Origin of the sequence: Microbacterium oleivorans, from assembly GCF_023715745.1 — a bacterium.
Classification (GTDB): domain Bacteria; phylum Actinomycetota; class Actinomycetes; order Actinomycetales; family Microbacteriaceae; genus Microbacterium; species Microbacterium oleivorans_D.
In genome coordinates this window covers 298,377-317,037 of the sequence record NZ_JAMBOV010000001.1, presented here as the reverse complement: position 1 = coordinate 317,037, position 18,661 = coordinate 298,377, and the positions used below count along the sequence as shown (strand labels likewise).

The 18,661-nt window shown below is 70.1% G+C and carries 16 protein-coding genes; 4 read left to right on the top strand and 12 right to left on the bottom strand.

Annotated elements, in window-relative coordinates; translation table 11 throughout:
* Positions 1 to 79 precede the first annotated feature (79 nt).
* Positions 80 to 1,093 carry a LacI family DNA-binding transcriptional regulator gene (locus tag M3190_RS01575; protein WP_251577632.1) on the top strand — a complete coding sequence of 338 codons (1,014 nt, stop codon included), beginning with the start codon at positions 80 to 82 and terminating at the stop codon, positions 1,091 to 1,093.
* A 72-nt stretch (positions 1,094 to 1,165) separates the two neighbouring features.
* On the opposite strand, the gene iolG is transcribed toward M3190_RS01575, so the two are convergent.
* The 7 genes from iolG to iolC are packed head-to-tail and all read right to left on the bottom strand — an operon-like array spanning position 1,166 to position 9,410.
* Positions 1,166 to 2,176, bottom strand: coding sequence for an inositol 2-dehydrogenase (gene iolG, locus M3190_RS01570; protein ID WP_251577630.1), 1,011 nt, complete (start codon positions 2,174 to 2,176; stop codon positions 1,166 to 1,168).
* 32 nt (positions 2,177 to 2,208) lie between these two features.
* A complete protein-coding gene (locus tag M3190_RS01565; RefSeq protein ID WP_251577628.1) occupies positions 2,209 to 3,126 on the bottom strand; it encodes a sugar phosphate isomerase/epimerase family protein in 918 nt (305 codons plus the stop codon).
* Positions 3,123 to 5,048, bottom strand: coding sequence for a 3D-(3,5/4)-trihydroxycyclohexane-1,2-dione acylhydrolase (decyclizing) (gene iolD / locus M3190_RS01560; protein ID WP_251577626.1), 1,926 nt, complete (start codon positions 5,046 to 5,048; stop codon positions 3,123 to 3,125). Before iolD ends, M3190_RS01565 begins: the two co-directional genes overlap by 4 nt.
* Positions 5,048 to 5,956 (bottom strand): 5-deoxy-glucuronate isomerase, encoded by a 909-nt coding sequence (gene iolB, locus M3190_RS01555; protein WP_251577624.1) that lies wholly within the window; start codon positions 5,954 to 5,956, stop codon positions 5,048 to 5,050. The genes iolD and iolB overlap by 1 nt, the downstream gene beginning before the upstream one ends.
* Positions 5,957 to 5,995: 39 nt before the next feature.
* The gene (locus M3190_RS01550; RefSeq protein WP_251577622.1) at positions 5,996 to 7,537 is read right to left on the bottom strand and encodes a CoA-acylating methylmalonate-semialdehyde dehydrogenase; all 1,542 of its coding nucleotides are present in this window, start codon (positions 7,535 to 7,537) and stop codon (positions 5,996 to 5,998) included.
* Positions 7,534 to 8,451, bottom strand: a complete 918-nt coding sequence (locus M3190_RS01545) for a Cgl0159 family (beta/alpha)8-fold protein (RefSeq protein ID WP_251577620.1) — start codon at positions 8,449 to 8,451, stop codon at positions 7,534 to 7,536. Before M3190_RS01545 ends, M3190_RS01550 begins: the two co-directional genes overlap by 4 nt.
* Positions 8,448 to 9,410 carry a 5-dehydro-2-deoxygluconokinase gene (gene iolC, locus M3190_RS01540; RefSeq protein ID WP_251577618.1) on the bottom strand — a complete coding sequence of 321 codons (963 nt, stop codon included), beginning with the start codon at positions 9,408 to 9,410 and terminating at the stop codon, positions 8,448 to 8,450. The genes M3190_RS01545 and iolC overlap by 4 nt, the downstream gene beginning before the upstream one ends.
* A 151-nt stretch (positions 9,411 to 9,561) precedes the next feature.
* Here iolC and M3190_RS01535 point away from each other — a divergent pair, with 151 nt between their 5' ends.
* Positions 9,562 to 10,323, top strand: coding sequence for a GntR family transcriptional regulator (locus M3190_RS01535; protein ID WP_251578971.1), 762 nt, complete (start codon positions 9,562 to 9,564; stop codon positions 10,321 to 10,323).
* Between the two features lie 14 nt (positions 10,324 to 10,337).
* Here the strand turns inward: M3190_RS01535 and M3190_RS01530 are convergent, their stop codons facing one another.
* Both M3190_RS01530 and M3190_RS01525 read right to left on the bottom strand, forming a co-directional pair.
* Complete coding sequence (locus M3190_RS01530; protein WP_251577616.1) at positions 10,338 to 11,660, bottom strand: CotH kinase family protein; 1,323 nt, start codon at positions 11,658 to 11,660, stop codon at positions 10,338 to 10,340.
* A gap of 62 nt (positions 11,661 to 11,722) precedes the next feature.
* A complete protein-coding gene (locus tag M3190_RS01525; protein WP_251577614.1) occupies positions 11,723 to 12,886 on the bottom strand; it encodes an acyl-CoA dehydrogenase family protein in 1,164 nt (387 codons plus the stop codon).
* Positions 12,887 to 13,081: 195 nt separating this feature from the next.
* Between M3190_RS01525 and M3190_RS01520 the strand changes: the two genes are divergently transcribed.
* Complete coding sequence (locus tag M3190_RS01520; protein WP_251577612.1) at positions 13,082 to 13,957, top strand: AraC family transcriptional regulator; 876 nt, start codon at positions 13,082 to 13,084, stop codon at positions 13,955 to 13,957.
* On the opposite strand, the gene M3190_RS01515 is transcribed toward M3190_RS01520, so the two are convergent.
* Entirely contained in the window at positions 13,948 to 14,898 is a 951-nt protein-coding gene (locus M3190_RS01515; protein WP_240741267.1) for a M15 family metallopeptidase, read from the bottom strand. The genes M3190_RS01520 and M3190_RS01515 overlap by 10 nt on opposite strands.
* Positions 14,899 to 14,994: 96 nt before the next feature.
* Between M3190_RS01515 and M3190_RS01510 the strand changes: the two genes are divergently transcribed.
* Positions 14,995 to 16,056 (top strand): Rv2578c family radical SAM protein, encoded by a 1,062-nt coding sequence (locus tag M3190_RS01510; RefSeq protein WP_251577610.1) that lies wholly within the window; start codon positions 14,995 to 14,997, stop codon positions 16,054 to 16,056.
* A gap of 1 nt (position 16,057) precedes the next feature.
* On the opposite strand, the gene M3190_RS01505 is transcribed toward M3190_RS01510, so the two are convergent.
* Positions 16,058 to 16,483 (bottom strand): GNAT family acetyltransferase, encoded by a 426-nt coding sequence (locus M3190_RS01505; protein WP_251577607.1) that lies wholly within the window; start codon positions 16,481 to 16,483, stop codon positions 16,058 to 16,060.
* Between the two features lie 21 nt (positions 16,484 to 16,504).
* On the bottom strand, positions 16,505 to 18,547 hold the full coding sequence (locus M3190_RS01500) for a DEAD/DEAH box helicase (protein ID WP_251577605.1): 2,043 nt from the start codon (positions 18,545 to 18,547) through the stop codon (positions 16,505 to 16,507).
* Between the last annotated feature and the right edge of the window lie 114 nt (positions 18,548 to 18,661).

The following is an 18,661-nucleotide window of genomic DNA, read 5'->3' as shown; positions in this document are numbered from 1 at the left end:
CTTGCGCAATCGTTTGTGCAGAATCTGAGTACAGTCGTAACACGGCGGAAATCATCGCCGGAGGAGAGTGGGGTCGATCATGGCGACGAAGGCAGCGACCCTGCAGCATGTGGCGGAGCTGGCCGGCGTCTCCGTCGGGACCGCCTCGCGCGCGCTGACCGGGCGTGGACGCGTCGCCGAGGAGACGCGTCGTCGGGTGCGGGAAGCCGCGGAATCCCTCGCCTTCTCCCCCAACAGCGGCGCGAGCAACCTGCGCAAGGCCCGTGCCGGGACCATCGGCCTGTGGCTGCCGCCGAGCCTGCGGTTCATGGACTTCTACATGAACTTCGCCTTCGGCGTCGTGGAGGCGGCAGACGAGCAGGAACTCAGCGTGTCCCTCGTCCCGCAGAGCCTCTCCCCCGCCCGCGCCCGCGGCTTGCACGTCGACGGCTTCGTCATGTCGGACGTCGTCGGCGGGGACCCGCTGGCGCGGGCGATCCTCGCCTCGGGCAAGCCGGTCGTGACCTCCGAGCGCGTCCCGGACGGGATGCCGGCACCCACGGCATCCCTCAGCGGGGATCATGTCGGGGCGACGCACGACATCCTGGAGCGGCTGCAGCGAGCCGGCGCACGATCGGCCGTCGTCCTCGTTCCCGAGATCTCGCAGACCTGGGCGCTCGAGGTGCGCGAAGGCGCCGCGCGCTGGCAACAGCCCGACGGGATGCAGGTCAGCGTGACGCTTCTCACCTCATTCCCCTCGGCGGCGGAGCTTCAGGCGATCGTCGCGCGTGCCCTCGACTCCGTCGAGGATGTGGACGCGTTCGTCTGCGCCGCCGACGGACTGGCCCTGGGCGTGCTGTCGGCGCTGCAGGAATTGGGGCGCAGCGTTCCCGACGACATCCAGCTCGTCTCATACACCGACAGCGCGGCGATGCCGATCGTGCTGCCGCCCATCGCCGCTCTCGACCTGCGTCCCCATGAGGCCGGCCTGCGCGCCGCGCGCCGCCTCGTCCACGCGCTGGAGGCCGCGCGCAGCGGCGCGCTCCCCGGCGAGACGACCGTGGAGCCGTTCGAGCTCGAATTCCGTCCGCGGGCGTCGCTGCGCGCGGACTGAGCAACACGGCGAGGTCCCGACGGGCCGGGGAAGATCGGCGGATCGCCGGCCCGAGCGGGACCTCGACGCGGGTCAGGAGAGGTCGACCCCGACCGTCACGCCCTCGGTCGCCGAACGCTGCGCCGCGTTCGCGAGCAGCAGTGCCGCGCGACCGTCGTCGAAGGTCGGGCTCGCGGACTGCTCACCACGGACGAGAGCGATGAACTCCGCGAGCTCAGCGCGGTACGAGGGGGTGTAGCGGGTGACCATGGATGCCTCGAACGGCGCACCGGCCGCGACACCGTTCGCGTTCGACAGACTGACGAGGCTCGTGCCCTGGTTGGCGACGGTCAGGTCGCCGTCGCTGCCGTACGCCTCGATGCGCTGGTCGTAGCCGGTCGTGCTGTGCCGCGAGTTGATGATCGTGACGAGCGCCCCGGACGCCGACTTGAGGATCGCCGTGGTCGTGTCGAAGTCGCCGTGCCGGCGCGCACCCTCGTCGAACGTGGTCGTGCCGAACGCGGTCACCGCGACGATGTCGGGCAGGAAGTAGCGTGCCATGTCGAAGTCGTGGATCGTCATGTCGCGGAAGATCCCACCCGAGACGGCGACGTACTCCGCCGGCGGGGCGGCGGGGTCGCGGCTGATGATCGTCAGCTGCTCGAGACGGCCGATCTCGCCCGCCGCGACCCGGGCCCGGGCGGTGTGGAAGCCGGGGTCGAAGCGGCGGTTGAAGCCGAGCGCGACGGGCACACCGGCAGCGGCGACGACGGGGCGCAGCGCCTCGACGCGGTCGATGTCGAGGTCGATCGGCTTCTCGCACAGGACCGGGATGCCGGCCTCCACCGCGGCGTGGATCAGGTCGACGTGCGTGGGCGTCGGCGAGGCGACGAGCACGGCGTCGACCTCGCCCGAGGCGAACACCTCGGCGGGGTCGGTCGTCGTCTTCCCGCCGTACTGCGCAGCGAGGCGCTCGGCGCCGTCGACGAACGGGTCGGCGATCCACGCGAGTTCGGCGTCGGGGGATGCCGCGATGCTCGCGGCATGCACCTGGCCGATGCGTCCGGAGCCGAAGAGTCCGAAGCGGACGGGGGTGGCGGTCATGTCGTTCCTGTTCGTCAAGAGAGGGAGAAGGGTCACACCCACGCGCGCAGCGCGTCGCGGTTCGTGATCTGGTCGGCGGAGCGGGCCGTGACGAAGGCGTCGAGCGCGACGTCGGGTCCGTTGAGGACATCCTGCTCGACGACGACCCACCCCTCGTAGCCGCGAGCATCGAGGGCGGACATCACGGCGCCGAGGTCGATGTCGCCCTGGCCGAAGGCGACGAAGGATCCACCCGACCAGACCTCCGGCATCCCGCCGCCGGCCGCCAGCACTCGCCGCAGGGCGGCGAGGTCGACGTCCTTGAGGTGCAGGTGGTTGATGCGGTCGCCCCAGCGCTCGACGGCGGCGAGCGGGTCACCACCGGCGATGAACAGGTGCCCGGTGTCGAGGGTGAGGTCGACGTCGGTGTCGGCGAGGAAGCGGTCGATCTCGTCGGGGGACTCGACGAAGGTCCCCGCGTGGTGGTGGAACGTCGGCTCGAAACCCGCGTCCCGCACGATGCGCGCGGCACGGGCGACGTTGTCGGTCAGGCGGCCCCAGGCATCCGCGTCGAGAGCGTCGACCTCGGCGCCGCGACCGGGAGCACCGCGGCGGAGCGACGACCCGTCGTCTGCGAGCGTCGGCAGCGGCAACGGGCCTGTGCCCGCGTCAGCGCCGACCGAGAACTGACGGAGCGCGGCGCGCAGGTCGGGAAGAGCCGCCGCGAACGCCTCGTCATCCGAGAACGGCAGCTGCACCCAGCCGCCGGCGAGGCCCAGGCCGAAGCGCTCGAGCCGGGCGCGCAGCGCCGCGTCCTGACCGAGGAAGCCGAGCGGCCCGAGGTCGATCCCGGCGTAGTCCGTCTCGGCGAGGACCTCCATCATCGCGTCGGGCGAGATCGTCTCGGCGCCCTCCGGGGTCAGCTCGAACACACCGAAGCTGACGGGCGCGCCGGCGACCGTCGCCCTCATCGGGCGCCACCGCCCAGGAGCGGACGCTGGGCGGCGCGTTCGCCGAGGTAGGCGTCGCGGGCCTGCTGCGTGGATTCGATGGTCGACACCTCCGGGACGGGCACGTCCCACCACCCGGCATTGTCGGGGGCGTAGACGAGGGGATCGCTGTTGATGTGGATGAACGTCGACCGATCGGAGGCCTTCGCGGCGGCGACCGCAGCGGTCAGGTCAGCCGCGGCATCCGGTCCCTCCGCGATCTCGACGACGTCGAGACCGTAGCTGCGGGCGTTCATGGCGAGGTCGACGGGGAGGACGTCGCCGCCCTGGAAGTTCTTCGCAGCGGGGTCGTAGGCGCGGTACTGCGTGCCGAAGCGCTGCGAGCCGACCGTCTCGGAGAGGTGGCCGATCGAGGCGAAGCCGTGGTTCTGGATCAGCACGACGATGATCTTGATGCCCTCGGCGACCGCGGTGACGAGCTCGCTGTTGAGCATGAGGTACGACCCGTCGCCGACCATCACGATGACGTCGCGGTCGTCGCCGACGGCCTCGAGACCGCGCTTGGCGCCGAGGCCGCCGGCGATCTCGTAGCCCATGCACGAGAAGGCGTACTCGACGTGGTACCCGAGCGGGTCGCGCACGCGCCACAGCTTGTGGAGGTCGCCCGGGAGCGATCCCGCCGCCTGCACGATGACGTCACGCGGGTCGGTGGCGGCGTGCACGGCGTGGATGATCTCGGGCTGGCCCGGTCGGTCCGCGCCCGACGGGGCGAAGGCGCGGTCGACGATCTCGTCCCACTCCGCCTTCTGCCGGGCGATCTGCTCGGCGTGGTCGGCCGCGACGCGGAAACCCTCGAGCTCCCGGCTCAGCGCGACGAGCGCCTCGCGCGCATCGGCGATCACCGGCAGCTCGGAGCCGTGCTTGTAGGCGTCGAAGGCGGCGACGTTGATGTTGACGAAGACGACGTCCGGGTTCTGGAACGCGGTCCGCGACGCCGTCGTGAAGTCGCTGTACCGGGTGCCGATCCCGATGACGACGTCGGCCTCGGCTGCGAGACGGTTGGCCGCGAGCGACCCGGTCGCCCCGACGCCGCCGAGGTACTGCGGGTGGTCCCAGGCGAGGGATCCGCCGCCCGCCTGCGTCGTGCCGACGGGGATGCCGGTGGCCTCCACGAACGCACGGAGCTGCTCCTCGGCCTCGGAGTAGATGACCCCGCCACCGGCGACGATGAAGGGCCGCTTCGCCGAACGGATCGCGGCGACCGCGCGCTCGAGCGGCCCGCGCTCCGGCAGCGGACGGCGGATGTGCCACTCGCGGTCCTGCAGGAACTCGATCGGGACGTCGAGCGCCTCGGCCTGCACGTCCTCGGGGAGGGCGATCGTGACGGCGCCGGTCTCGGCCGGGTCGGTGAGCACGCGCATCGCCGCGAGGGCGATGGAGTAGAGCTGCTCCGGGCGCTGCACGCGATCGAAGAATTTCGAGAGCGGGCGGAACGCGTCGTTGACGGTGAGTCCGATGTCCCACGGCTGCTCGAGCTGCTGCAACACGGGGTCGGCGACGCGCGTCGCGAACGTATCGCTCGGCAGGAGCAGGGCGGGAAGGCGGTTCGTCGTCGCGAGCGCTGCTCCCGTGAGCATGTTGGCCGCGCCGGGACCGACGGACGCCGCGGCCGCATACGTGCCACGACGGCGGTGCATCCGCGCGTAGCCGACGGCCTGGTGCACCATCGCCTGCTCGTTGCGGGCCTGGTGATACGGCATGAGGTCGGGGTCGTGCACGTTCAGCTGCGTGAGCGCCTGACCGATGCCGGCGACGTTGCCGTGCCCGAAGATGCCGAAGACACCGGGGATCGTGCGCTCACGCACGTCGCCGTCGACGGTCCACTGATGGGCCAGGAACTCGATGAGCGCCTGGCTGACCGTCATCCGCTTCGTCTCTGCCATCAGAATCGGCCTTCCTCGGTCGGGTACGGGAGTCGCGGATCGGTGCCCTGATCCGCCCAGGTGTCACGGACCCACGCGTGGGCGGGGTCGTCGCTGATGAGCCATGCCCGGTCGGGGTCGGGCCCGGCCATGACGTTCAGGTAGTAGAGGTCGTACCCGGGCGCGGCGACGGCGGGCCCGTGGTACCCGTAGGGCACGAGGGCGATGTCTCCCGTGCGCACCATCGCGGTGATGTCGATCTCACCGGCGGGCGACGAGTAGGTGCTGAACATGCCGAACGCCCCGTCGGGGGATGCCGTGGACCCTGCCACCGGCGCGGACTCGAAGTAGTAGATCTCCTCGAGGCGCGACTCGTGTCCCGGGACGTGCTCGTCGTGCTTGTGCGGCGGGTACGACGACCAGTTGTCAGCGGGCGTGATGACCTCGCAGACGATCAGGCGGTCGGCATCCAGGGCCTGCGGCGTCCCGAAGTTGTGCACCTGACGGCTCGACGATCCTGCTCCGCGGAGCTCGACCGGCGTCTCCGCGGCGGCGATGTGGCGCCAGGGGTGACGGACGGATGCCGGGGCCTCCGCGACGGCCACGCGGCCGAGGCCCGTGAGGGTCGCCGTGCGACCGACCGGCAGGTAGAGCACGTCCGTCGGGCCGTCGAAGACCGACCGCCGGCCCCGCAGCGTCGTCCGCTCGCGATCGCCCCCCTCGGCGTGGTCGACCTGGAACGAGCCCGCCAGCGGCACGATGATGCGCTCGACGTCGGTCTCGGTCAGCTCGACGACGTCGGCCTGCGCGAGGTCCGCGACGCGGATGCCCGTGTGCTGCCAGCCGGGGGTGTCACGGCCGACGACGCTCTCCCAGCCGTCCGCGGCGAGGTCGCCGCGGCGGTGGAACCAGGTGTTCTCGATGCTCATCTTCGTGCTCTCGGAGGACCGCCGCCCGGCGGCGTGCGATCAGGTGTTCTGAGGGAAGCCGAGGTTGATGCCGCCGTGTTCGCCGGAGGCGCGTGTGGCGGGGTCGAGCCAGCGGCTGGTGATCGCCTTCTCGCGGGTGAAGAAGTCGAACCCGTGGACACCGTACGCTTTCGCGTCGCCGAACAGCGACTTCTTCCACCCGCCGAACGAGTGGTACGCAACGGGGACGGGGATGGGGACGTTGATCCCGATCATCCCGACCTGCACCTCGGTCTGGAACCGGCGCGCGGCGCCGCCGTCGTTCGTGAAGATGGCGGTGCCGTTGCCGAACTCGCCCGAGTTGATGAGGGCGAGGCCCTCGTCGTAGCTGGCGACGCGGACGACGGACAGCACGGGTCCGAAGATCTCCTCCGTGTACGCCTTCGACGTGGTCGGGACGTGGTCCAGGAGGGTGGGGCCGAAGAAGAACCCGTCCTCGTGGCCGGCGACCGTGAAGCCGCGGCCGTCGACGACGACCGTCGCCCCGTCGGCCTCGGCGATGTCGACGTAGGAGGCCACCTTGTCTCGGTGGACGTCGGTGATCAGCGGTCCCATGTCGGGCTCGACGCCGTCCTGACCTGCGCCGTTGCCGATGCGCAGCTTCGCGATGCGCTCGGTGACCTTCGCGATCAGCTCATCCGCGACCGGCTCGACCGCCAGGACCACGCTGATGGCCATGCACCGCTCCCCCGCCGCCCCGAACCCGGCGTTGACGGCCTGGTCGGCGACGAGGTCGAGGTCGGCGTCGGGGAGGACGAGCATGTGGTTCTTCGCCCCACCGAGGGCCTGCACCCGCTTCCCGTTCCGGGAGGCGGTCTCGTAGATGTACTGAGCGATCGGAGTGGACCCGACGAACGAGATCGACTGCACCACCGGGGAGTGCAGCAACCCGTCCACGGCGAGCTTGTCGCCCTGCAACACCGTGAACACCCCCGCCGGCAGGCCCGCCTCCGCCCACAACTCGGCCAGCCACAACGCGGCCGACGGGTCCTTCTCACTCGGCTTCAGCACCACCGCGTTACCCGCGGCGATCGCGATCGGCGCGAACCACAAGGGCACCATCACCGGGAAGTTGAACGGGGAGATGACCCCCACCACGCCGAGAGGCTGCTTGATGGAGAACACATCGACACCGGTCGACGCATTCTCCGAGTACGCACCCTTGATCAGATGCGGGAACCCGGTCGCCAGCTCGACGACCTCCTGACCGCGCAGGATCTCCCCCATCGCATCCGAAACGACCTTGCCGTGCTCGCTCGTGATGAGCTCCGCCAGTTCGGTCTTCCGCGAGTTCAGCAGCTCACGGAACGCGAACAACACACCCTGTCGCTTCGCGATCGAGAACCCCGACCAGACCCGGAAACCGTCTTCCGCGGCGGCGATCGCCTCGTCGATCTCGGCCTGGTCGGCCAGAGCGACCTCGGCCTGCACCGCCCCCGTCGCCGGGTTGTAGACGGGAGCGGTCCGACCACTCGTCGACGCGCGGTGCGCGCCGCCGATCCAGTGGCCGATGACGCGGGTCTGGGTGGAGGGAGTGCTCATGACGGGTCCTTCGTGAGGAGGGAGGAGTGGACGAGTCCGGCGGCGATGTCGACCGCCGCAGCGGTGTCGCCGTCCGGCGGATAGAGGAGGGTGCGACCGACCGTGAGGCCGCGGACACCGGGGAGGGCGAGCGCGTCCTGCCACGAGGCGAAGGTCTCGTCGGGATCGTCGCCGGAGTCGCCGCCGAGAAGCAGCGTCGGAAGCGTCGTGGCCGCCATGACGCGTTCCATCTCGGGCACGACGGGGAGCTTCATCCACGTGTATGCGCTCGATCCGCCGAGACCCGAGGCGATCGCGACGGAGAGGATGACGGCGTCCGTCGAGAGATCGTTCACGATCCGACTGTCGCTCCACGAGCTCATGAAGGGCTCGAGCATGATCGGGATGCCGGCGCCCGCCGCCGCGGTGACCGCCCGCGCCGTCGCCTCGAGGGTCGCCGCGGTCGCCGGATCGGCGAGGTTGATGCGGACGAGAGCCTTCGCGAAGTCGAGATTGGCCGCGACCATCGAGGGGACGTCGTACGCGCCGAAGCGGTCGTCCATCTCGAAGTCCGCGCCGCGGAGTCCGCCGCGATTCATCGACCCGACGACGATCTTGTCGTCGAGCAGACCGAGGGCCGCGAGGTCGTCGATGATGTCGGGCGTGCCGAGGACGCCGTCGACACCCGGCCGGCTGAGTGCGATGGCGAGACGCTCGAGCAGTTCGTGACGGTCGGCCATGGCCGTGGCATCCGCTCCGACAGCCAGAGCTCCGCGGGCGGGATGATCGGCGGCGACGATGAACAGCCGCCCGTCGCCGGAATCGAGGTGCCGACGGGTGCGGCTCGCGACGGCGTGGCGGATCGCCTCGGGGTCGAAGGCGCGCAGCTCCCGCAGTCGCGCGAACGCCTCCTCGGTGATGATCCGATCGCTCATGCCGCGCCCCCCGCGTCCAGAATCGCCTCGACCTCTGCGGTCGTCGGCATCGCCGTCGAACATTCCAGCCGCGAAGCGACGATGGCGCCGGCCACGTTCGCGAAGCGCAGGATGCGCTCCAGGTCCCATCCGCTCAGCAGACCGTGGCAGAGCGCTCCGCCGAAGGCGTCCCCCGCCCCGAGCCCGTTGACGACGTCGACGAGGTGCGGCGGAGCCACGACGGTCTCATCACGGGTCTTCGCGAGCACCCCGTCGGGGCCCTGCTTCACGATGGCGAGCTCGATCCCGCGCTCGAGGAGCGCATCCGCGGCGCGCATCGGCTCGGTCTCGCCGACCGCCACCTCGCACTCCTCGCGGTTGCCGACCGCGATGGTGACGTGCTCGAGCGCGGCGGCGACCTGCGCCGTCGCCTCGCCGGGGTCGGGCCAGAACATGGGCCGGTAGTCGAGGTCGAGGATCGTGTGGCGCGCGCGCCCGCGGCGGCGCAGCGCGTCGAGCTGCGTGGACCGGCTCGGCTCCTGGCTGAGGCCCGTGACGGTGGACCAGAAGATGGATGCCTCCGTCAGCACGGCATCGGGAAGCTGATCCGGCGTCACCTCCAGGTCGGGGGCCTTCGGCTCGCGGTAGAAGTACAGCGGGAAGTCGTCCGGCGGGAAGATCTCGCACAGGGTGATCGGCGTCTTGTAGGTCCCGTCGACGGTGACGAGGCTCGGGTCGACGTCCAGCCGGTCGAGTTCCGCGCGGAGGTAGCGACCGAACGGGTCGTCACCGACGCGGGACACGAGGGCGACGTCGTGTCCGTACCGCGCCGCGGCGACGGCGACGTTGGCCGCGCTCCCGCCGAGGAACTTGCCGAACGTCGAGACCTCCTCGAGCCCGACACCCGTCTGCAGCGGGTAGATGTCGACGCCGAGTCGTCCGATGGAGAGGACGTCGGGGGCAGCGGCGCGAACGGTCATTCGGCCGAGGTGTCTCGGGTCGCAAACATGTCCTAACAATATCACATAGACAAATCGCGGCACAGGCTCTGCGAGCCGTTAGCCTGGCACGTGATGTTGTCGGTACAAATACCGGCGAGACCCGTCATCCATGAGAAGGAGCGTGAGGGCTGTGGTCGATGCCGACACCTATTGGCCCGCCGAACTCTTCGCCGATCTCGATCGGACCGGTCCCGTCCCGCTCTACTTCCAGGTCTCCAGCCGACTCGAGGCCGCGATCCACTCGGGCGCCATCCCCCCGGGCGGGCGGCTCGAGAACGAGATCGCGATCGGACAGCGGTTGGGTCTGTCACGTCCGACGATCCGTCGCGCGATCCAGGAGCTGGTGGACAAGGGCCTGCTCGTGCGGCGTCGGGGCATCGGCACCCAGGTCGTCCAGGGCCAGGTGACCCGTGCGGTCGAGCTGACGAGCCTGTATGAGGACCTGAAGAACACCTCGCACGTGCCCGCGACCCGGGTCCTCGGTCATGAGGTCGTCCCCGCCTCCGAGATCGTCGCGAAGAGCCTCGGCCTCACCCCCGGCGACGAGGTCCTCTTCGTCCGTCGGCAGCGCAGCACCGACGGCGTGCCCGTCGCGGTCCTGGAGAACTACCTGCCGCCCGAGTTCGCGGACATCACCCGCGAACAGCTCGAGGAGCACGGGCTGTACGAGATCCTGCGCGCCCGCGGCGTCACCATCCGCGTCGCGAAGCAGAAGATCGGTGCGCGCAGCGCGCGAGGCGATGAGGGCGAACTGCTCGACATCGACTCCGGCGGCCCCGTCCTCACCATGGAGCGGGTGGCATTCGACGATTCCGGCCGTGCGTTCGAGTATGGTCACCACTGCTACCGCCCCGACCTGTACAGCTTCGAGACGACCCTCGTCGCCAAGTAGTCCGGCGCGCCTCGTCAGGACGATGCCTGGCCGTCGGCGATGGTGTCGAAGGATGCCGAGAGCTCCTCTGCCTCGGCGGTGATGGTGTCGGCGTCCACGAGATCGGTGACCTGCTCGATCAGGGTGTCCGCCCAGGTCCGGAGGATCTCCTCCGCCTCACCCGAGCCGTAGAACACCTCGCTGAGCCGTTCGAGCTCGCTCTCGTAGAGGGCGTGGAGATCGTCGTCTGCGAGGAAGCGCGTCGCGAGGATGTTCGAGCCGCCCGGGCCGCCCTGCCCGCGCCCGTCCTCGGGCGCTGGCTCGCCGTCGCGATCCGGCATCGCGCCGTCGCCCGGCAACGCGCCTCCCCCGCCGCCGCCGGCCACCTGCCCACCGGCGCCGCCGCCGTTCGGTGACGCGCCGAACGCGAGGTTCAGATCCCAGTTCACGACGGTCATGAGTCCGGTGTCGGCGTCGTACGCGAGGTAGGAGTTGTTCCCGGGACCGTCGATGTCGTCGAAGTTGTCCACGAGGTCCTGGAAGGCGAGGTACGTCGCGAAGGCGTCCACGTCGAGGTGCTCCGACAGCTCGTCGGCGAACGTCGCGTCATCCGATTCGTTAATGAACTCGAGGAAGTCGATGAGGGGCGTGAGGTCATCCTCGCCCGCCTCCTGGTCGAAGACATCGGTGTAGGAGTCCGGGTCGTCACCTCGATAGGAGTAGTCTCCGCCGGACTCCGCCTTGTAGAGCGCCGTGGCACCGACCGTCGATTCGTTCCAGCTGTCGCTCGGATTCTCGATGACCAGTCGCAGTGACGTGGAGCCGCCGATCGTGAACCGTGTGGCGGCGGCCTGCTCGCTGGCGAGGCCCGTCAGGTCCAGCAGATCCAGCGCGACCGCTTCGTTCAGCGACGTCTCCGAGCTGTTGCCGCGGACGACGAACTCCGTGATGCCCTCGTGCTCCTGACCGTCGACGAACTTGTCGAGCCGGATGACCCACGGGATCGTGCTGGGGTCGTCGTCGCTCGAGATGCCCCGCAGCGACGAGTTGCCCTTGAGTTTCAGACCGGAACCCTCGTAGACCTCGCCGTCGATCGAGACGGAGACCTCGATCCACTCCTTCTCGCCCGTGCTCTCGTAGGTGTCGAGCAGTCCCGCGAGCACGTCGGGATCCACGTCGACCGAGATCTCGTGCACCTCGGTGGCGTCCCAGAAGCTCACCGTCGACGCCGACGCAGCGGATGTGTCGGAGGTCGCCCCGTCATCCTCTGCGGACGGGGCGACGCAGCCCGCGAGGACGACGGCGCCGATGGAGACGAGGGCGAGGGAGAGCGTGAGGCGGAAGTGTCGAGTGCGCATCCGCCGATCACACCCGGCGGTCATTAACCGCGCCTAAGGCGCGGGTAGGGACAGCCTTCGCGTCAGCGCTTGCCGGCGATCCGGCGCGACACGATGTCGCGCATGATCTCGTTCGTGCCCCCGTAGATGCGGTGCACGCGGGCGTCGAGGAAGGCGCGCGCGATCGGGTACTCCATGATGTAGCCGTAGCCGCCATGGAGCTGCACGCATGCGTCGAGCACCTCCCACTCGCGCTCGGTGGCCCAGAACTTCACCTGCGCGGCATCCTCGGCGGACAGCTTGTTCTCGCCGTAGAGCGTGATCGCGCGGTCGACGTAGGCCCACAGTGCGTCGACCGTGGTCACGAGGTCGGCCATCGTGAAGCGCGTGTTCTGGAAGTCGATGATCCGCTGGCCGAAGGCCTCGCGGTCCTTCGTGTAGGCGATGGTCCACTCCACGCCCGCCTGCGCGGCAGCCGCGCCGGCGACACCGATCGACAGGCGCTCGAGCGGCAGGTTCAGCATGAGCTGGACGAAGCCCTTGCCCTCCTCGCCGCCGATGAGGTTCTCGTCGGGCACGAAGACGTCGGTGAAGCTGAGCTCGGCGGTGTCGTGGCCGTGGAAGCCCATCTTGTGCAGCTTCTTGCCGTGATCGAAGCCGGCCATCTCCGCTTCGAGCAGGAGGAGCGAGAAGGCGTCGGGGCGGTTCCCCTCCCCGGTCTTCACGAACACGACGAAGATGTCGGCCGTCGCTCCCGATGAGATGAAGGTCTTCGCGCCGTTGACGATGTAGCCGCCGTCGGTCTTCTTCGCCGTCGTCGAGATGCCCCGAAGGTCGGACCCTGCGCCGGGCTCGGTCATGGCGAGCGCACCGATGATCTCACCGGTGGCCATTCGCGGCAGCCACTTCTGCTTCTGCTCCTGAGTGCCCATGTGCACGAGGTACGGCACCGCGAGGTCGTCCTGGATGCCGAAGGCACCGGCGAGCGAACCGGCACCGGCGCGGATGACCTCCTCGTTCACGATCGTGCGGAAGCGGTAGTCCTGCAGCATCCCCGCGCCGCCGAACTCCTCGGGAACGCTCAGCCCGATGACACCCGCGTCACCGGCGGCGCGCATCGTCGCGCGATCGATCTCGCCGGCGGCATCCCACTGTTCGCGCTTCTCGTTCGTGACGTAGCGCTTGATGAACTCCTTGACGACGTCGCGGAATGCTTCGTGGTCCTCGTCGTAGATGTTCCGCTCCATGTGCGGACCCCCTTCGTGTCGGCGCGACGCTGCGCTCGTGGGCGGCGTCGCCACGATCCACTGTACGCGCGCCGTGGGATCGGATGCCAGGGCGAGTGCGACTGAGTTCCGCCGAGCGTCAGCCGACTTTTCCGGTCCGGAGAAGTCGGGCGCCGGATCGGCGACAGGATGAGGGTGGATGCCGGAGGGAGAACCGTGATCACCGCACTCACCCGTCTCGTCGAACACATCGAGGCGCATCTCGGCGAAGAGCTCGACGTCGCCGCCGTGGCCCGCGCGCACGGCACGACCGAGTACCACCTGCGACGGATGTTCTCGTCGCTGGCGGGGATGCCGCTGTCGGAGTACGTCCGGCGACGGCGCATGACGGTGGCCGCGGGCGACCTCGTCGGCGACGAGGAACTCCTGACCATCGCGGTGCGCCACGGGTACGGCTCGACAGAGGCCTTCTCTCGGGCGTTCCAGGCGGTGCACGGCATCGCCCCCGCCGCGGTGCGACGCAACGGTGGCCCCCTCCGCACACAACCGCAGCTCAGGTTCCGCCTGACCGTAGAAGGGAGCATCCCCATGGACACCCGCATCATCGACCGGCCCGCGTTCCGCCTCGTCGGCCACGCCGCCCGCGTGCACCTCGTGCATCGCGGCGCGAACCCCGCCATCCAGGCGCACATCGCGGCCCTCCCCGTGTCGGAGCACGCACGGCTGAAAGGGTTGAGCGACACCGAGCCGGCAGGCCTGCTGCAGGTGAGCGCGGACGTCGACCCGGACTACACCGAAGGAAGCGAGCTGACCTACCTGCACGGCGTGGCGCGCGCGGGGAACAGTCCGACTTTCGACGACCTCGACGTCATCGACGTCCCTGCCGGGACGTGGGCCGTGTTCCGCACCAGCGGCGCCTACCCTGATGCGCTGCAGACGACGTGGGCCTCGACGGCGACCGACTGGTTCCCCGCGAACCCGTGGCGGCTACGTCCCGGCCCGTCGATCGTGTCGGTGCTCGATCGGGCGGACGACTTCTCGACGGCGACGTGCGAGCTCTGGCTGCCGGTGGAGCGCGAGCGTCAGCCGTAGTCGGGGGCGGGCTCGAGCCCGAAGAACTCCTCGAGGGTGTGGAAACCGCCGTCGTGATAGGCGCCCGCCAGCTCGCGCCCGACGAACCTCAGGTGCCACGGCTCGGCGGAGTATCCCGTCGTCTCGGTGTGTCCGTCCTCGTACCGGACGATGAAGCCGTAGCGCCAGGCGTTGGCGGCGATCCAGTCCGATTGCGCCGTGCCGCCGAAGCCGTCGTGGTCGCCGCACCCGGAGTCGCACGCCACGACGTCCACAGCGAGCCCTGTCTGATGCTCGCTGTGGCCGGGGCGTGCGCTCCGGAGGTCGGCCGCCGCCTTGCCGCGCATCGCGACGTAGCGGTTGTAGGTGTCGACCTGGAAGTCGTAGGGGCGGAATCCGCTGCTCACACCGATGCTGCCCGCTGCGTCCCTCACATCGGCCGAGAGCTCGTCCAGCGCTTCCGCCGTCTGGTCGAGCAGCCATCCCCCCGCGATGATCCGGGTGTCCTGCGGACGTGCCTGAGGGGTCGGCCAGTAGTCGACCGGGTTCAGCGGATGCCGCTTGTTGGCGACCACCCAGATGCGCCCTGCCTCGTGCAGGTCGACGCACGGAGCGTCGCCCTCGGCGATCGCGGCGCGGAACTGCTCGGCTCCCCCGAACGCGGCGATCACGTCGCGGTCGGAACCATCCTCGAGCGCGGCGGCGACGGCATCCGTCTCGCACAGCGGGGTCTCCACCTCGGGCACCGGCGGTGTCGACGTGGGTGTCGCGGCGGGCGCGGGCGATGACGGAACCGGAGCGGATGCCGGCTCGGCCGCGGCGTCGGCGGGCGTGAGAGCGCGAGGGAGGATCACGACGAGCGCGGCGATCACCGCGGTGACCAGGCCCAGCAGGACCAGTGCGCGACGCTGGCGGCGCCGACGGAGCACCCGCCGCCGGGCGGCGCTCCTCGACTCTGACACGACACCATTGTTCCAGCCGACCCGCCGTGTCCTCGATGTTCTAGACAGCCGGGCGCGCCGTTGACGCATCATCGAATGTGTGTTCGACTGGGATTCATGCGGTGGCAGGGGCAGGATATCTCGACGGTCGACGACGCCGCCCTGCCCGGCCTCGAGTCCATGGGCGGTCTCGTCCGCTCGGTGACGACGCCGGAGTTCGCCGGGATGACGTTCCACGAGGTGGTCGCGAAGTCCGCCCTCAATCACGTGCCGAGTGGTTCCGCGATGCCGTTCTCGTGGACGGTGAACCCCTATCGCGGCTGCTCGCACGCGTGCACGTACTGCTTCGCCCGCAACACGCACACGTACCTCGACCTCGACGCGGGCGCCGACTTCGATTCGCAGATCGTCGTGAAGGTCAACGTCGCAGATGTGCTCGCCCGCGAGCTCGCCAAAGCGTCCTGGCGGCGCGAACCGGTCGCCCTCGGCACGAACACCGACCCCTATCAGCGGGCCGAGGGGCGTTACCGGCTGATGCCGGGCATCATCGATGCGCTCACCTCCAGCGGCACGCCGTTCTCGATCCTCACGAAGGGCACGCTGCTGCGACGGGACCTGCCGCAGCTGACGGATGCCGCGACCCGCGTCCCGATCCACATCGCCATGTCGATCGCGATCCCCCACGAACCGCTGCGCCAGCTGCTCGAGCCCGGCGCGCCGTCCTTCCAGGCGAGGCTCGACACGGTGAAGGCAGCGACGGACGCCGGATTCTCCGTGACGGTGTTCCTCATGCCGATCGTGCCGCACCTGACCGACGGAGTCGACGTCCTCGACGACGCGATCGGTCGGATCGCCGCATCCGGCGCTCGACGGGTCGTCTTCGGGGCCCTGCACCTGCGGCCGGGGGCGAAGGAATGGTTCTGGCAGTGGCTGGAACGCGAGTGCCCCGACCTCGTGCCCGCGTACCGCGGACTGTATCCGGGGGTCTCCGTCTCGGCACCGAAGGGCTACCGCTCGTGGCTGTCCGCGCGGGTGCGTCCACTGCTGCGTCGACACGGACTGCACGGCAGGCTCGAGGAGGAGGACGTCCCGCCGCGCGGCGGACCGGGTCCCGTGCGCCCCACGGGGCCGGTCATGAAGACCGCGACGCGCGAGCAGGCCGCAGCGATGCTCTTCTGACTCAGTCGTCCGGGATGAGTCGCTTGCCGAGCACCGAGGTCGCGTCCCGGGCGTAGCCGATGGCGTCATAGAACTCGGCGACCGCGTCGTTGCCCTCCCGGACCATGAGCATGACCTTCGGACACCCCAGCGTTTCGAGCCGTCGTTCCGCCTCGGCCACCAGCATCCGGCCGATCCCCTCGCCCCGGCGATCGGGAGCCGACGCCAGGTAGTACAACCAGCCGCGATGCCCGTCGTATCCGGCCATCACCGAGCCGACGACGCGGTCACCGTCGGAGGCCACCAGGAGCAGCTCGGGCCAGACGGCCCGTGCCCGCGCGATGTCGCGATGCGGGTCGTTCCACGGACGGGTCAGGCCGACTTCGTGCCAGAGGGCGACGACCTGATCGACGTCGGGATCACCGAGGGGGCGGATGACGATCGGCATCCGCCCACCCTAGTGAACCGCTCAGGCGTCGACGTTCGCGGCCTGACGGCCGGTGATCTCCTCGAGGACGTCGTCGCCGACGCGCGCCTCCTCGAACGGCGCGTCGATCTCGGCGCGCTCGAGCATCTCGGTCATGCGCCGGCGACGCTGGCGCGTGATGAGCGTCACGACCGTGCCGGCGCGACCGGCGCGACCCGTGCGACCCGAGCGGTGCGTGTACGTCTTGTACTCGTCGGGGGCGTCGGCCTGGACGACGAGGTCGATGTCGTCGACGTGGATGCCGCGGGCCGCGACATCGGTCGCGACGAGCACGGTGACCTTGCCGTCGGTCAGGCGCTGCAGGTTGCGCGTGCGCTTGGCCTGGTTGAGGTCGCCGTGGAGGGCGACGGCGGCGATCCCGGCATCCTCGAACTGCTCGACGAGCATCTCGGAGTACGCGCGGGTGCGTGTGAACACCAGCGTCTTGCCGTCACGGTCGACGAGCGAGGTGAGGATCTCGGCCTTGTCGCGGTGGTCGATGACCAGGACGCGGTGGTCGATCGTGCTGGTCTCCTGGGTCTCGCCGGCGACCTCGTAGACGGCCGGGTCGACGAGGAACTCGTCGACCAGCGCCGCGACCTCGCGGTCGAGCGTCGCCGAGAAGAGCAGCTTCTGGGCGTCGTCCTGCACGAGACGGAGGATCCGCTGCATCGGCTCGAGGAAGCCGAGCTCGCTCATGTGGTCGGCCTCGTCGAGGACGACGATCCCGATCTCGGAGAGGTCGAGCTTGCCCTGCTTCTCGAGGTCCTCGATGCGGCCGGGGGTGCCGATCACGATGTCGACGCCCTTCTTGAGCGCACCGACCTGACGACCCTGGGGGACGCCGCCGTAGATCTGCGTCGTGAACAGACCCACGCTCTGTGCGAGCTCCTGCACCGTACGGTCGATCTGCAGCGCGAGCTCGCGCGTCGGCGCGAGGATCAGCGCCTGCGGCGAGCGGCCCCAGGCGCGGCGCTTGCCGGCCTGGCCGCGCAGCACGCGCTCGACGAGCGGCGCACCGAAGGCGATCGTCTTGCCCGAACCGGTGCGGCCGCGCGCGAGCACGTCACGGCCCTCGAGGATGGGACGGACGGTGGCCGCCTGGATCGGGAACGGGCTCGTGGCGCCGAGGCCGTCGAGGGTCCGGACGATGTTCTGGCCGAGACCGAGGTCGGCGAACGAGAGCTGCTCGACGGATGCGGCATCCACGGCCTCGGCCTGCAGCCGCTCGTGGACGACGTCGACGTGGTCCTGGTGCGCCTTCGACTTCTCGGCGGCACCCCAATCCGACCGGTTCGGCCGCTCGTCGCGGCGCGGACGGTCGTCGCGGCGCGGACGGTCGTCGAAGCCCCGGGCCGGGCGGCCATTGCCTCGGAGATCCTGTCGGTCACGGCCGTATCCGGCGTCCCGAGGGGCGCGACGATCCGAATCTCCGGAGTTGTTGCCGCGCGACCGGTCGAACCGCGGGCTGTCGTCGCGGCGTGGGCGGTCGTCGAAGGACCGCGCCGGGCGGCCGTAACTCCTCGTGTCCTCGCCGGATCGGCGCGAGTCCGCGCCGCGCGCGGACCGACCCGCAGAATCGGAGGAGTTACGGTCGAACCGCGGGCGGTCATCCCGGCGCGGACGGTCGTCGAACGAGCGCGCGGGGCGCTCGGCGCGGTCGAACGAGCGCGCGGGACGCTCGGTGCGGTCGAAACGCGGCCGGTCGTCGAACGAGCGCGCGGGACGCTCGGTGCGGTCGAAACGCGGCCGGTCGCCGTCGGCGTCGCGGCGCGGGCGGTCGTCGAAGCGACGGTCGCCGCGGGCGTTCGAGCGGATGCCGCGGGCCTCGGCCCGGCCGGCGCGGTCCTGCTCGGTCCAGCGCGCCTTCTGGGGTGCTGCATCGTCGGTCGCGCGGTAGCCGCGGTGCTTCGGGCTCTTACTGCCGGTGGTGCCGGCGGAAGCCTGTCCGGGACGACGCTTGGCGTCCTGGTACGAGGTCTTCTTGCCGTAGCGGGGCTCGAAGTTCTGCGCGCGGCCGCCGGCCGGCTTCTTGTTCTTGGGCATGCGTGTGCTTTCTGGGTTCTCGCACGAAACAGCGCCGTGCGCGCACGCACGGTGAGACCCGGACTTCCGTCGGCCGGGGGCCATTCCAGTTACTGGTTCCGACACCACGGAGCG